General features: G+C 65.8%; 14 protein-coding genes. 8 read left to right on the forward strand and 6 right to left on the reverse strand.

Going from position 1 to position 14,429, the window contains the following annotated elements; translation table 11 throughout:
* Positions 1-11: 11 nt before the first annotated feature.
* Both BCO18175_RS02845 and BCO18175_RS02850 read right to left on the reverse strand, forming a co-directional pair.
* Positions 12-1,970 (reverse strand): arylsulfatase, encoded by a 1,959-nt coding sequence (locus BCO18175_RS02845; RefSeq protein WP_174979251.1) that lies wholly within the window; start codon positions 1,968-1,970, stop codon positions 12-14.
* A 205-nt stretch (positions 1,971-2,175) separates the two neighbouring features.
* The gene (locus BCO18175_RS02850) at positions 2,176-2,895 is read right to left on the reverse strand and encodes an SDR family oxidoreductase (protein WP_174979252.1); all 720 of its coding nucleotides are present in this window, start codon (positions 2,893-2,895) and stop codon (positions 2,176-2,178) included.
* A 485-nt stretch (positions 2,896-3,380) separates the two neighbouring features.
* On the opposite strand from BCO18175_RS02850, the gene BCO18175_RS02855 reads away from it, so the two are divergent.
* From BCO18175_RS02855 to csgH, 6 genes are all read left to right on the forward strand, one after another.
* The gene (locus BCO18175_RS02855; RefSeq protein ID WP_174968091.1) at positions 3,381-3,962 is read left to right on the forward strand and encodes a CsgE family curli-type amyloid fiber assembly protein; all 582 of its coding nucleotides are present in this window, start codon (positions 3,381-3,383) and stop codon (positions 3,960-3,962) included.
* Between the two features lie 30 nt (positions 3,963-3,992).
* A complete protein-coding gene (locus BCO18175_RS02860; protein ID WP_174915689.1) occupies positions 3,993-4,430 on the forward strand; it encodes a curli assembly protein CsgF in 438 nt (145 codons plus the stop codon).
* Positions 4,431-4,453: 23 nt separating this feature from the next.
* Positions 4,454-5,392, forward strand: coding sequence for a CsgG/HfaB family protein (locus BCO18175_RS02865; protein WP_174915690.1), 939 nt, complete (start codon positions 4,454-4,456; stop codon positions 5,390-5,392).
* Positions 5,393-5,420: 28 nt separating this feature from the next.
* Entirely contained in the window at positions 5,421-5,963 is a 543-nt protein-coding gene (locus tag BCO18175_RS02870; protein WP_174979255.1) for a hypothetical protein, read from the forward strand.
* A 146-nt stretch (positions 5,964-6,109) separates the two neighbouring features.
* Positions 6,110-7,483, forward strand: a complete 1,374-nt coding sequence (locus BCO18175_RS02875; protein ID WP_174979256.1) for a beta strand repeat-containing protein — start codon at positions 6,110-6,112, stop codon at positions 7,481-7,483.
* Between the two features lie 71 nt (positions 7,484-7,554).
* On the forward strand, positions 7,555-7,875 hold the full coding sequence (gene csgH / locus BCO18175_RS02880) for a curli-like amyloid fiber formation chaperone CsgH (protein WP_174979258.1): 321 nt from the start codon (positions 7,555-7,557) through the stop codon (positions 7,873-7,875).
* Positions 7,876-7,905: 30 nt separating this feature from the next.
* On the opposite strand, the gene BCO18175_RS02885 is transcribed toward csgH, so the two are convergent.
* On the reverse strand, positions 7,906-8,817 hold the full coding sequence (locus BCO18175_RS02885) for a LysR family transcriptional regulator (RefSeq protein ID WP_174979259.1): 912 nt from the start codon (positions 8,815-8,817) through the stop codon (positions 7,906-7,908).
* A gap of 126 nt (positions 8,818-8,943) precedes the next feature.
* Here BCO18175_RS02885 and BCO18175_RS02890 point away from each other — a divergent pair, with 126 nt between their 5' ends.
* On the forward strand, positions 8,944-9,963 hold the full coding sequence (locus BCO18175_RS02890) for a zinc-dependent alcohol dehydrogenase family protein (RefSeq protein WP_174979261.1): 1,020 nt from the start codon (positions 8,944-8,946) through the stop codon (positions 9,961-9,963).
* 59 nt (positions 9,964-10,022) lie between these two features.
* On the opposite strand, the gene BCO18175_RS02895 is transcribed toward BCO18175_RS02890, so the two are convergent.
* The 3 genes from BCO18175_RS02895 to BCO18175_RS02905 are packed head-to-tail and all read right to left on the reverse strand — an operon-like array spanning position 10,023 to position 13,219.
* Entirely contained in the window at positions 10,023-11,207 is a 1,185-nt protein-coding gene (locus BCO18175_RS02895) for a porin (protein ID WP_174979262.1), read from the reverse strand.
* Between the two features lie 51 nt (positions 11,208-11,258).
* The gene (locus BCO18175_RS02900; protein ID WP_174979264.1) at positions 11,259-12,047 is read right to left on the reverse strand and encodes an ABC transporter substrate-binding protein; all 789 of its coding nucleotides are present in this window, start codon (positions 12,045-12,047) and stop codon (positions 11,259-11,261) included.
* Between the two features lie 50 nt (positions 12,048-12,097).
* Positions 12,098-13,219: a M20 aminoacylase family protein gene (locus tag BCO18175_RS02905; protein ID WP_174979603.1), complete on the reverse strand. Its 1,122-nt coding sequence runs from the start codon at positions 13,217-13,219 to the stop codon at positions 12,098-12,100.
* A 184-nt stretch (positions 13,220-13,403) separates the two neighbouring features.
* On the opposite strand from BCO18175_RS02905, the gene BCO18175_RS02910 reads away from it, so the two are divergent.
* On the forward strand, positions 13,404-14,363 hold the full coding sequence (locus tag BCO18175_RS02910) for a LysR substrate-binding domain-containing protein (protein ID WP_174979266.1): 960 nt from the start codon (positions 13,404-13,406) through the stop codon (positions 14,361-14,363).
* Positions 14,364-14,429: the final 66 nt, after the last annotated feature.

A 14,429-nucleotide genomic window follows, 5' to 3' on the forward strand; every position in this document is an offset into this window, starting at 1 on the left:
CGCTCCCGGGTTCAGTAGTAGCCGCGCGGACGCAGCGGTTCGACACCGCCGACGTTGCTCATGTAAGTCTTCCACTGGTCGACCAGCGTGCTGATCACCGACGGGTTCTGTGCCGACACGTCGGTCGTCTCGCCGCGATCCGACGCGAGGTCGTACAGCTGCCAGTGACCGTCGATCGGCCCGAGCGGCGGCTCGGTCCACAATGCCTTCCAGCGGCCGTCGGCACTGCGCAGGTACGCGCGGCCATAGGCTTCGTCGCCGAACGGCGTCGTATGCACCTCGCCCGTCGCTGAACCCGTGAGCACGGGCAGCAGCGACTGACCCGTGACCGGATACACGTAGCGGTTGTTGTAGACGACCTTGCCCTTGTTCTGGTCGACACCCGTCAGCGTGTTGACGAGCGGCGGCGCCGGTTGCGACGGCGGCGTGACGCCCGCGACCGCGAGGAACGTCGCCGTGTTGTCGGTCACGTGCGTGAACGCGCGCAGCGTCGGCAACTGCTGCGACTGGCCGGGCAGGCGCACGATCGTCGGCGTCGATACGCCGCCTTCGGCCGAATAGCCCTTCGTGAGCCGGAACGGCGACGCGCTCACCTCGGCCCAGCGCAGCCCGTACTGCAGGCGCTGCGCGTTCTGCTTGCCGTTGTCGGTGCCGAGCGTCGAGTAAATCGGATCCTGCCCGTTCGCGGTATCGGTCGCCGTCGGGTCGGCGCCGCCGTCGATCGGCCAGCCTTCCGCGCCGTTGTCCGACTGGAACATGATGAACGTGTTGTCGTATTCGCCGATGTCCTTCAGGTGCTGGATCAGGAGGCCGATGTTGTAGTCGAGGTTCTCGACCATCCCCGCGTAGATCTCCATATAGCGCGACTGTGCCTTGCGCTCGGCCGGCGACAGGCTCGACCACAGCTTGTCGACCTTGCCGGGGCCGTAGTCGCTGTAGCCGTCCGCGGCCGAATGCACCGCGCTGATGTATTTCGCGCCGGCCGTGCCGTTGTTCGCGGTCGCGGGCGACGCGGCCGTCGTTTCAGGCAGGCCGTCGAACGGCTTGAAATCGGCGGGGATCAGGCCGAGCGCCTTCTGCCGCGCGATCCGCGCGTTGCGGATCGCGTCGTAGCCGGCGTCATACACGCCCGCGTACTTGTGCAGCCACGGATCGGGTACCTGCAGCGGCCAGTGCGGCGACGTGTAGGCCGCGTACGCGAAGAACGGCTTGCCGTCGCGCTTGTTCGAATCGATGTACGAGATCAGCTTCTGCGTATAGAAATCGGTCGAATAGAACACGGCCGGGCTGCCGCCCGCGCCGCCCGGCTGCCCGGGCTGGCCCGGTTGCACGTAGCGGCCGTCTTCCGTGTAGTTCGACGAGCCGGCCGGCTCGTGCGCGAAGTGGTTCGTCGCCGCGCCGCCGAGCAGCACGTAGCTGTGCTCGAAACCCCACTGGTCCGGCGTCTGCCCGCTGCCCGTCGTGCTGCCGACGATCCCCGAGCCGATATGCCACTTGCCCGCGATGTAGGTGTGGTAGCCGGCATCCTTCAATAGTTGTGCGAACGACAGTGCACGGTCGTTCAGGTAGCCCTCGTAGCCGGGCAGGCCGCGCCGTTCGTCGGTCGGTACGCCCATCGTGCCTTCGCCGACGAGATGGTGGTCGGTGCCGGACACCAGCATCGCGCGCGTGATCGCGCAGACGGTGCCCGTGTGATGGTTCGACAGGATGCGGCCCGACGCGACGAGCGCGTCGAGGTTCGGCGTGTTGATCTCGCCGCCGAATGCATGGATGTCGGAATAGCCGAGATCGTCGGCCATGATGTACAGGATGTTCGGGCGTTTCGCCGCCAGCGGCGGCGTGGTGTTCGTTTGTGACGAAGGCGTATCGCTGTCGACGCCGCCGCACGATGCGAGCGACAGCGCGCCGGCAATCGCGGCGTAGACGACACGGAAACGAAAAGCATGCAACGGCGACGCGGACTTTTTCATTGTTCTGAACGCTCGATCTACGGGATCGGCGATCTTAGCGTCGCGCGCGCGGCACCCAAAGTCCGATTCGTCACATGCTAACGGGGTAGCGGAATATGCGCGCAAGCGGAATGCCGGCGATCAGCACACGCATATGCGCGCACCCGGAATGCGCGCCGAAACCGGCCGCTGCCGGGCCTCGTGCCTGCCTGCTTCGTGCCGTGCGTCAGCTACGCCCGCCGAGACTGCCGCCGCCATCCACGGCCAGCACCTGCCCCGTGACGAAACCGGCTTCGTCCGACAGGAAGAACGCGATCGCGGCCGCCACGTCATCGGATGTGCCGAGCCGGCGCGCGGGAATCGTCGCGAGCACCTTGCGTTCGGCTTCGCTGCCGACGGGCCGCGTCTGCCGGAACAGTTCCGTCTCGATCGGCCCCGGCGCAACCGCGTTGACGGTCACGCCGTGTTCGGCGAGTTCGAGCGCCCACGTGCGCGTGCAGCCGACGAGTGCGCTCTTCGCGGCGGAATACGCGGTGCGATCGAGACTGCCGAAGATCGCGCGGCTGCAGATGTTGACGATGCGCCCGTAACCGCGTGCCTTCATCGTATCCGCGAAATGCTGCGTGACCTGGATCGCTGCCCGCACGTTGAGATCGAACACGGTCTGCAGCGACTGGAAATCGATCTTCCCGAGCGGTTGCGGCAACACGATGCCGGCGTTGTTCACGATGCCGTCGACATCGTGCTGCTCGCTGATGCGTGCAAGGGTTGCCGCCGTCTGTTCGAGGTCGGCGAGATCGCATGCGCGCAATTCGCCGGGAAAGTCGATGCCCTGCGCATGCCGCGCGAGGCCGATGACGCGATGGCCGCGCCGTGCGAGCAATGCGCTCACCGCGAGGCCGATGCCGCGCGATGCGCCGGTGACGAGATACGTGCGAGATGACATGAGTGCTCCCGAAGTCCGTTCACATGAATAACGTGGAGAGATGTTTCCGGGGCGGAGGCCCGGAACCTGCGCTTTCGTCGGACGATTCTACGTGTGTAACGGGACGTTACGTCGTGTCGTTACGGGCGTGCTCGTAGCAGCACGTTACGTTTGCCGCGCATCAGCATCGCCAGGAATTTGAAAATTACGATTTCCATCGAATATCGTCTGATTTAACTGTAATGCGCCATAAATAAAAGAAAGCTTGTTAATGAATATCAGACTCGCAAACGTTTTACGTGAAGAAAATATGCACCCCAAAAATAAGACGAATAACCACTTGAAAATAAAATCCGTTTAAAACAGCCGCAGGCACGCCTCTTGCTGACTCCCCCCACCATGTGCCGCGTTCGACCAGGAACGAATAACCCGAAAATCGGGCGCCGGCCTATTTCGTACAAATGAATCCGGGGGTCGGGGAAATGGTTTCGAGCGCAAGCAGGCGATTGGCCTGGGGGGCCGTGACGTGCCTGTCGCTATTCGCGACGGCACGCGCGCAGGCCCAGGACACCGTCGACGCGCCGCCTTCCGCCGCGGCGAACGGCGGACATCCGATCGCGCCGCCCTCGACGCTGCTGAACGCCGAGCGCGTCCTTGAAGCACCGAGACCCGCGCCCGGCGCGGGCCTGGCCGCCGCGAAGCCGGCCGCCGGCGCCGCGTCGGCCAGTGCCAAGGCCGCCGCCCGCCACGCACTTCCGGAAGACCAGCTTGGCGGCACGGTCACGACCGACGCCGTCACGCTCGCCGGCCGCGATTTCTATACGTACTTCTCGCAGACGTGGTCGGAAATCCCGCTGAGCGAGCGCTACATGGTCGCCATTCACGAACGCCCGTCCGGGCGTTACGGCAGCCTGATCTGGGTCGAATTCCAGCAGAAGCGCGTATTCCAGACCTTCCTGCCGATCGCGCGGGCCAATGTCCGGGCCGTGGCCGAAAACGCCGCCAGCATTTCCTTTCAAACCGTCATTCAGGACGATCTATCGAATTTGCTGTTTCCCGATTCGGATCTGGCGAAAGACGAGATTTAGTCGATTAATCAAAATCAGGGGTTTGTGAAAATGAATCGAATCAGATTGAGTTTGATCGCGCTGGTCGCGATGACCGCGGCTTCGCCCTATGCGTGGTCGTCGACGCTGGTTTATCAGCCGAACAACCCGAACTTCGGCGGCAACCCGGCCAACGGCCCCAACCTGCTCAACGAGGCCAATGCGCAGAACAAGCATACGGATCCGTCGCTGTCTGCCTATTCGTCGCCGACGTCCACGTCGTCCCTCGACCAGTTCAATGCGCAGCTGCAGCAGGCGATCCTGTCGCGCGTCGCCGGCTCGGTGACGAACTCGATCGTCGGCACCAACGGCGAGCTCAAGCCGGGGACGATCAGCACGGGCAATTTCACGATCGTCGTGAGTTCGGCCGGCAACGGCAACCTGCAAGTGACGACCACCGACAAGACGACGGGCGCGACCTCGACCTTCATCGTCAGCAACGGCCAATAAATCAAAAAACAACTGAGCGAATCATGAAGAAAAACGCTGAACGCGCACGCTTCAACACGGGGATGACACGAATCGCAATGGGCGCAGTGCTGCTGCTGTCGCTGGTCGGCTGCGTCACGCGGCCGATGCCCGCGTTGAGCAATGCCACGCTGACACCGCCGACACGCACCACGCGCGACCTCACGCATCTCCCGCCGCCGAAGGGCAAGATCGTCGCGGCCGTGTACGGCTTTCGCGACCTGACCGGGCAATACAAGGCGTCGCCGGACAGCTCCTTTTCGTCGCAGGTCACGCAGGGCGGCGCGTCGTTCCTCGTCAAGGCGATGCGCGACTCCGGCTGGTTCACGCCGGTGGAACGCGAGAACCTGCAGGATCTGCTGACCGAACGCAAGATCATGCGCGCCACCGACGGCGCGGATGTGAAGAAGGCGCAGAACGATGCGATGGCGCCGCTCATGCCGGCGAACATCGTGCTCGAAGGCGGCATCGTCGGCTACGACACGAACGTCCGGACCGGCGGGGCCGGCGTCGCCTACCTCGGGATCAGCGGGTCGACGCAATACCGGATCGACCAGGTCACCGTCAACCTGCGTGCGATCGACATCCGCACGGGCCAGGTGCTCAACAGCGTCTCGACGACCAAGACCGTCTACTCCTATCAGGTCGATACGGGCATCTATCGCTTCGTCGGCTTCAAGGACCTGCTGCAAGCGGAAGCCGGGCTGACCCGCAACGAACCCGCGCAGATCTGCGTGAACGAAGCGATCGAATCGGCGCTCACGCACCTGATCGTCCAGGGCGTCGCGAACCAGACCTGGGCACTGAAAAGCGACCAGGACTGGTACGACCCGACGATGCAGCGGTATCTGCAGGAAGACCGGCAATACGCGCAGGACATGGAGGACGCCAACACCGCGTACGACCCGCAGAAGATCGATCGTGCGGTCGCGTCCACTCATTAACCGGCATCGGCCGGCCAGCGGAGAACACATGATGAATCGACAGCATGATCGGAACGGGCGCGCCCGCGCAGTGCGGCGGGTGCTCGCGACCATGTGGGCAGCAGCGGCCATGCAGGCTGCGTCGGCGGCACCCGTGCCGCTCAACGATCTCGGCCCGCCCGAACCGGCATTCGACTACAGCGGCAACATTGTTGCCGTCCGGCAGAGCGGCGTCGGCAACGCCGCGTCGCTGGACCAGGCGGGCCATAACGGGGCGCTGATCTGGCAGGCCGGCGACGGCAATTCGATCGTCGCGCGGCAGACCGGTGCGCAGAACTGGATCGCGGCAGCGCAGGGCGGCTTCGGCAATACGTTGAAGGCGACGCAGCGCGGCAACGGCAACACGTTGCAGGTGCAACAGAACGGTGCCGGCAATTCGGTCGATTCGACGCAGGTCGGCACGTCGCTGTCGGCGCGCGTCACGCAGAACGGCAGCAACAACGCGTTGAACATCGTGCAGGGCGGATCGAACACCGGCATCCAGGTGATCCAGACCGGCAACGGTGCGCGCGCCACGGTGGTGACGCGGTAACGGTTACGCAGGATGCAAGTGCTTTGCTTGTAGTGGTGTGAGGTGTGGGGTGTGAGGTGTGGGGCGTGAGAGCGCCCTCAATTGGCGGGGGTGCCGGTAAAAGACCGACTTTTCCGGCGAATTTTCTTTCGAATCAGGAGCAACAAATGAAGGTGACCAAGTCTGCAATCGCAATCGCCGTGCTGATGCTCGCATCGGCTGCCGCACAGGCCGATTCGTCGGGTAACACCGTGAACATCGGGCAAACCGGCAACTTCAACTCGGCAACCGTCGAACAGACGGCAACGTCCGGGGATTCGGTGTCGATTACCCAGTCGGCATACGGCAACGATCCGCGCTACGGGTTCGTCGCCAACGTGACGACGCAAGGCGGCAGCGGCGATACGACCGTGATCCAGCAGAACTCCTGGTGGGCGCAGCCGTACTCGAGCGTGAACGTGTCGCAAACGGGCACGTCGAACGAGCGGAACTACGTGACGCAGTCCGGCGGCGGCGATTTCTCGGCGAACATCACGCAAACGACGTCGGCGTACACGGGCGGCCCGCAATACGACACCAACACGATCAACCAGTACAGCTACATCGATAGCGCATCGATCTCGCAGCAGGGCGGCGGCTGGAACAGCGTGACGATCAACCAGGGCTCGCCGAGCCAGTCGGCGATCGGCAACAACGCGACGGTCGCGCAGACCGACACCTTCGCCAACACCGTCGGCATCACGCAGACCGGCAACAACGGCACCGCGAATGTCCAGACGACCTGGGGCGGCGGCAACACGACGTCGATCACGCAAACGGGCGGCACGACCAACGCGAACGTGACGCAGTTCGCCGAGATCGGCGACAACGTCACGACGACCCAGAGCGGCACCGAAACCGCCAACGTGACGTCGACGGCCGGCGCCAACAACCAGACGACGATCTCGCAATCGGGCGGCCTGAGCGGCAACAACGCAACGGTGAACCAGTTCGCGGCACTCGCCAACACGACCTCGATCACGCAAACCGCGGACAACAACAACGCAACGGTCAATCAGTGGTTCGAGTTCGGCGACAACGCGACGATCAACCAGTCGGCCGCGTCGAACACCGCGACGATCACGCAGCAGTTCGGCTACGGCAACAGCGCGTCCATTACGCAAACCGCCGCGGGCAACACGGCGGCGATCACGCAAAGCGGCTCGGCCGGTTCGACGGCAGCCATTACGCAGGGTTCGGCTTACAACCAGGCGTACGTGGCACAGTCGGCAGCGGGTTCGCTGGCGACGGTGAGCCAGTCGGGTGACATCGGCAACTACGCCAATGCGTCCCAGACGGGTGCGAATGACGTGCTGAGCCTCTCGGAAATCGGTGGCTTCAACGTCATCAACGCATCGCAAGTCTCGGGCACCGGCAACCAGGGCTACGTGACGCAGATCGGCTACAACAACAACGCCTCGCTGCTGCAGCAAGGCAACGGGAACTACGCGAGCATCAACCAGAGCGGCTTCAACAACACCGTCTCGGTCAAGCAGCACTAAGCACCGCCGGCGTAGCGAAAAGGCCGGACGGATGCCCGTTCGGCCTTTTTTTCATTCGACAGGGGACGATCATGGTTGGCATTCACGATCTCAACGCCTATTTCGACATCGCCGCCAGTGCCGGCGGCGTGAATATCGTGCCGCACGTGCGGGCGGCCGCACCGGTCGACGTGTCGTACAGCCTGCGCATCACGAAAACCGGCGGTGCGGGCTCGGCCTCGCTGACGCGCTCCGGCGAATCGCGACTCGCGGGCGGCGAGGATCAGCCGCTCGCGACGCTGCGGCTGAGCGTCGGTTCGGGCGATATCTGCATGGCGACACTGGTGCTGCACGTCAATGGCGAACAAGCGGAGTATTCGGTGGACTGCAATCCGCATCGAGCACCGAGTTAAACGGCGCGGCGCAGGCCTGTCGCGCCCGCCTCAATCGTCCGACGCCAGCATGCGCGGTATCTCGTCGACGAGCGCATCGATGACGACGCGCACCTTCGACGGCACCTGGCGCGATGCCGGCCGCACCGCGAACACTTCGGCACCCGATACGCTGTTGCTGTCCAGCACGAGCGCGAGGCGGCCGTCGCGCAGGTAAGGCGCCATCAGCCAGCACGGCAGCCACGCGAGGCCCGCGTCGGCGGCGGCCGCATCGGCAATCGCCTGCAGGTCGTCGAGCCGCAGGCGGCCCGTCGGGCGATGATCGTGCACCGCGCCGTCCGCGCCGACAACCCGCCACGGCGTCGGTTGCCCGCCGCGCGAATATGCGATGCCGACGTGCGACGCGAGTGCGTCGAGTCCTGCCGGTCGGCCATGACGTTCGAGATACGCGGGCGACGCGCAGATGCCCATGCGCTGCACGCCGAGCTTCCGGCCGACGAGCGCGCTCGTATCGGCAAGCTCGCCGATGCGCACGGCGATGTCGAACCCGTCGTTGACCAGGTCGGCCACGCGATCGCTGAACGACACGTCGATTTCGAGCCGCGGATGGCGCTCCACGAGGCGCCGCATGACGGGCGCCACGCATTGCCGACCGAACAGCACGGGCACGCTGACGCGCAGCCGCCCCGCCGGCTCGCGCTGCCCCGCGTCGAGCGCGGCCTCCGTCTCGCCGAGTTCGGCCAGCAGCCGCCGGCACTGCTCGTAATAGACAAGCCCTTCGTCGGTCAGGCCGAGCTGACGTGTCGTGCGCTGCAGGAGCCGTGTGCCGAGACGGCGTTCGAGCCGCGCGACGACCTTCGCGACGGCCGAGCGCGTGACGCCCAGCCGCAGCGCCGCAGCAGCGAAGCTGCCCGACTCCACCACGTCGACAAATTCGGCAACGCCTCTCAGCCGCTCGTCCATGCCATTCCGCTCCGGTTGGGTCACAGGTTTGTGTCCACACAGGCGACAGTCGTTGGCCGAATTCTCGCCAATGCGTCCCTGTGCGCAACACTATGATAGTCCGCTCTATCTCGAAAAGGAGTCGACATGCACGCATGGCAAGTGAAACCGGGCGACGGCGTGGCCAGGCTTCGGCGCATCGACGCGACACGCCGCGCGGTCGGGCCGACCGACGTCGTCGTGAAGATCCACTCGGCCGGACTGAACTATCGCGACCTGATGTTCGCCCGCGGTGACTATCTCGGCATCGGCACGGACGCGATGATTCCGGTTGCCGACGGCGCCGGCGAAGTCATCGAAACCGGCCGCGACGTCACACGCTTCAAGCCGGGCGATCGCGTGATCAACACGTACTTCCCGCACTGGATCGACGGGCCGCCGACGCCGCAGAAAGCGTCAGGGTCGCCCGGCGCGCAATTCGATGGCGTGCTGGCCGAACACTTCGTGTCCGATGAAGCCGCGCTGGTCGCGATTCCCGCGCATCTGAACTACGACGAAGCGGCGACGCTGTCGTGCGCGGGCATCACCGCGTGGAACGCGCTGTTCGCCGACGGCCGCCTGGGGCCCGGCGCGACCGTCGTGCTGCTCGGCACGGGCGGCGTGTCGATCGTCGCGCTGCAGCTCGCGCATGCGGCGGGGCTGCGCACGATCATCACGTCGTCGAGCGACGAAAAGCTCGAGCGCGCCCGCGCACTCGGTGCGGACGCAACCATCAACTATCGTGCAACGCCCGAATGGCAAAACGAAGTGCTGCGGCTCACCGGCGGCGCAGGGGCGGATCTGGTCGTCGAAGTCGGCGGCAAGGACACGCTGCCGCGCTCGGTCGCCGCGACGAAGATGGGCGGGATCGTGTCGGTGATCGGCGGCCTCAGCAGCTTCGCCGGCCCCGACCTCGGGCTGCTGTCGCTGATCGGCGGGATCCGGCAGCTGCACGGGATCATGGTCGGCAGCCGCGCGATGCTCGACGACGTCGTGCGGCTCGTCGACGCGAAGCAGATCAAGCCGGTGGTCGATCGCGTGTTCGGCTTTGACGAAGTGCCGCAGGCGTATGCGTACCTGCAGTCGGGGCAGCACTTCGGCAAGGTCGTGATTCGCGTCGCGCAGTAAGCGTGACGGACGGCGGGCGGTGCAGTGCCGCGCCCGCCGCCCTTCCCCTCATCGCGCCGTCAGAACTTGTGACGGATCCCCGCGTGCACCATCAGTTGCTTCGACGTCGACGACAGATCCGCCGCGCCGGGAACATAGGCCTGGTCGAGCGATGAACCCGTCGCATCGCCCGCGATCCGCTGGTACGCGCCCATCAGGTACACGTCCGTGCGCTTCGACAGGTTGTAGTCGGCCATCAACCCTAGCGAATGGATCTTCGGCTTCGCGGTGCCCGTCGTCGCGTCATAGCGCACCGTCGTGTACACGTACTGCGCGCCGACGAACAGCGCGGGCGTGAACTGGTATTTGCCGTTCACCTCGAAGTTCTGGTACTTGATCGACGACACCGTGCCGCCCGCGAGCGGGCCGGTCACCGGCCCGATCGTTTCGTCGCCGAACAGGTAGCCGACGTTCGCGGTCGGACGCGTGACGTTGCTGTTCGTGTACGCGAACCCGACCGTCGCGGGCCCCGCCGTGTAGTTGATGCCCGCACCGAAGATCCGCAGCCGTGCCGACGCGAAGTTCGCATCGGCGCCGACCGATCCCGAACCCGCGATCGCGCCGCCCGACGTCGCCCCCGGGTTGTCCGCATTCAGGAACGCCGCGCCGACGAGCAACCCGCCCTGCTCGTACTGCGCGCCGACGCTCCACTGCCGGTTGTTCGCGAAGCCCGTGTCGTTGCTGAAACTGTACGTGCCGCCGAACGAGAAGCCGGCGAAATCCGGGCTCGCATATTTCACCGTGTTGTTCACGCGAAACGTGTTGCCGGTGTTGTCGTTGTCGAGCGGATGCGAGAACGGATAGACGCCCCAGCTGCCGTTCGCGGTCGTCGGCGCGAGATAGTCGACCACTGCATCGTATTGCCGGCCGAGCGTCAGCGTGCCGAAACGCGCGCTGCCGAGCCCGACGTAGGCCTGCCGCCCGAACATGCGGCCGCCCTGCGCGAGCGTGCCGCTGTTCACATTGAAGCCGTTCTCGATCTGGAACAGCGCACTGTAGCCGCCGCCCAGATCCTCGGTGCCCTTCAACCCCCAGCGGCTGCCCTGCGCGAAGCCGCTCGCCATCTGCCACGCACTGTGGCCGCCGACGTTGTTCGTGTAGTCGATGCCCGCATCGACGAGGCCGTACAGCGTGACGCTGCCTTGCGCGAACGCGGGCGCTGCGCACAGCGCCGGAATCGCGACGAAAAACAATCTCCAGTTCATCCGTAATCCTTATTTATATTGTCGTTACCGCCCCCTGACGGGCGTCGCCGCTTACTTCGCGCCGTAGATGTCGAAATCGAAGTACTTCTTGTTGATGCGCTGGTACGTGCCGTTCGCGAGGATCGTCGCAAGCGCGCGGTTGAACGCGTCGCGCAGGTCGTTGTCCTGCTTGCGCAGCCCGAGCCCGTCGCCCTGCCCGAAGTACTTCACGTCGTCGATCGCGCCGCCGACGAACGCGAAATCCTTGCCCTGCGGCTTCTTCAGGAAGCCGTCGTTCGCCGCGATCGATGCCTGGAACGCCGCATCGAGCCGGCCCGTCACGAGATCGGCATAGACCTGGTCCTGGTTCTGGTACGACACGATCTGCACGCCGGCCCGCTGCCAGTTCGCGATCGCGTAGTCGGCCTGCGCGGAACCCTGCTCGACGCCCACGCGCTTGCCCTTCAGCGCGTCGGCCGTCGGCAGAAGCGGCGAACCCTTGCGCGCGACGAGGCGCGCCGGCGCATTCGAGATGCGGTTCGTGAATGCGATCTGCTGCTGCCGCTTCGGCGTGATCGTCATCGACGACGCAATCACGTCGAACTTGCGCGCGAGCAACCCGGGAATCATCCCGTCGAAGCTCGACTCGACCCACACGCAGCGCGCATGCAGCTCCGCGCACAACGCGTTCGTGATGTCGATCCCGAAGCCCGTCAGCGTGCCGTCGGGCAGCTTGTATTCGAGCGGCGGGTAAGTCGGATCGACCGCGAGGCGGATCTCCTTGCCCGCCCAGTCGCCCGCATGCGCCGCCCCTGCCGCCAGCGCCACCGCGAGCGCCGCCATCCGTTTCCACTGCTTCATTGCCAGTCTCCTTCCTTGTGTGAATCGTCAGTCAAATCCGTGCGAGGCCGTCACGCGAGGTAGCGTTCCGCCAGCGCAATCCAGTAGCTCGCGCCCGTGGCGAGGCACGCGTCGTTGAAGTCGTAGCCGGGATGGTGCAGCCCGCATCCGGCGGCGCCGTCGCCGTTGCCGATCGACAGGTAGCTGCCGGGGCATGCGTTCAGCATGAACGCGAAATCCTCGCTGGCCGCGATCGGCCGCAGATGCGGGATCAGTGCGGCGTCGCCGCCCCATTCGCGGGCGACGTCGCGCGCAAACGCGGTTTCCGCCGCGTGATTGACGAGCACCGGGTACTCGTGCCGGTAGTCGATCTCGGCCGTCGCGCCGTAGCTCGCGGCCTGCCCGTGCACGATCTCGCGAATGCGCCGTTCGAGCAGTGCGCGCACGTCCGGCGACAGCGCACGCACGCTGAGTTCCAGATCCGCATGCGGCGGGATCACGTTCGACGCGGTGCCCGCATGGATCGAACCGGCCGTCACGATTGCCAGGTCCTGCGGGTTCACGTTGCGCGACACGACGGTCTGCAGCGCCATCACGATCGACGCACACACGACCACCGGATCGATCGTCGTATGCGGCGCCGCGCCATGCCCGCCGCGCCCGGTCACGCGCACGCGCACCTCGTCGGCCGACGCCATCGCCGGGCCGTCGCAAAAACCGAGCACGCCGGCCGGCAGGCCCGGCACGTTGTGCATCGCGAACACCGCATCGCACGGAAACCGCTCGAACAACCCGTCGTCGATCATCCGCTTCGCGCCGCCGAGCCCTTCCTCGGCCGGCTGGAATATCAGGTTCAGCGTGCCCGTGAAGCGGGCGCGCTCGGCCAGGCAGCGCGCCGCCGCGAGCAGCATCGCCGTATGACCGTCGTGGCCGCACGCGTGCATCACGCCGTCGTACCGGCTTGCATGCGGCAGCCCGGTCGTCTCGCGGATCGGCAGCGCGTCCATGTCCGCGCGCAGCCCGAGCCGTTTCCCGGGGCCGCGCGTCAATGTACCGACCACGCCCGTGCCGCCGAGCCCGCGCGTCACCCGATAACCCCACGTTGTCAGGAAATCGGCCACGAGGTCGCTCGTCGCATGTTCCTCGAAGCCGAGCTCCGGATGCGCGTGCAGCCGGCGGCGCAGCGCGATCATTTCCGTCTCGATGGCCGCCATTTCCGTCTGAATAGGTTTGTGGTCCAACCCCGATTCTCCTCGATGCACTCCGGTTGCCGATCGCCCGAATGACCGATCGTGGCCGCATCGTAGGCAGCGAAAATCCCGGCGAACAGCCTCGGTTTCGTTATGATGACAACCTTTCGTTGTCGGGTATCGCACCATGAGCACGATCAAGCTGCATCAACTGCAGGCGCTCGTCGCGAGCGCGGAGGCCGGGAGCATCCGCGGCGCGGCGCGCACGCTCGGGCTGTCGCAGGCCGCCGTCACGCGCGCGCTGCGCGAGCTGGAGGCCAGCGAGCGCCTGCCGCTGCTGGTCCGCGCGCCGGAGGGGATCGGCTTCACCGAATACGGAAAGACGCTGCTCACGCACGCGAAGCTCGTGCTGAAACAGCTCGAACACGCGCAGAGCGATCTCGAACGCATGCGCGGCCGCGTCGAGGGCCGGCTGAGCATCGGCGTCACGCCGTGGCTCACGATGACCTTCCTCGCGGAAACGGTGCTGCGCTTTCGTGAGCGGATGCCCGACGTGCGCCTCGAACTCTACGAAGCGCTGATGGCCGTCGCGCAGCCGCTGTTGCGCGACGGCAGCATGGACTTCGCGCTCGGGCACGTGCAACCGGGCGGCACGCAGGAGTTCGCGTTCGAGCCGACGCTGCGCTACGAAACCTCGGTAATGGTGCGCGCCGGCCATCCGCGCGAGCACGCACGGTCGATCCACGACCTGCTCGACCACGACTGGGTACTGAATTTCGCGGCCGACGGGCAGGCCGCGCTCGTCGACTACCTGTTCACGCGCCACGGTGCCGAAATCGACGAACGGCGCATCGTGCGCGCGCAGTCGGTGGCGATGCTGCAGACGATGCTCGAACAGGCCGACATGTGCACGTGGTGCCCGACGATCCTCGCGGCCGTGCCGTCGTTCGGCGAACGGATGCGCGCGTTGCCGCTGAAGGAGACCTTCGAGCCGCGCGACCTCGGGATCGTCACGCGGCGCAGCAGCACGCTGAGCGATGCGGCGCGCTGCTTCATCGACTGCCTGCTGCACGTGATCCGCCGCCATGCGCGATCGGCACGCAAGGCGGATCTCGCGCTGTTCAGGACGCTGTCGCTGCTGATCTGACGCGCGGCAAGCACGGCCCGTCGCCGCGTCGCCGCACGCGTCTCATGCTCCTGCTCGAGGCGTCCG

The organism is Burkholderia lata (assembly GCF_902499335.1).
GTDB classification, from domain to species: Bacteria; Pseudomonadota; Gammaproteobacteria; order Burkholderiales; family Burkholderiaceae; genus Burkholderia; species Burkholderia lata_B.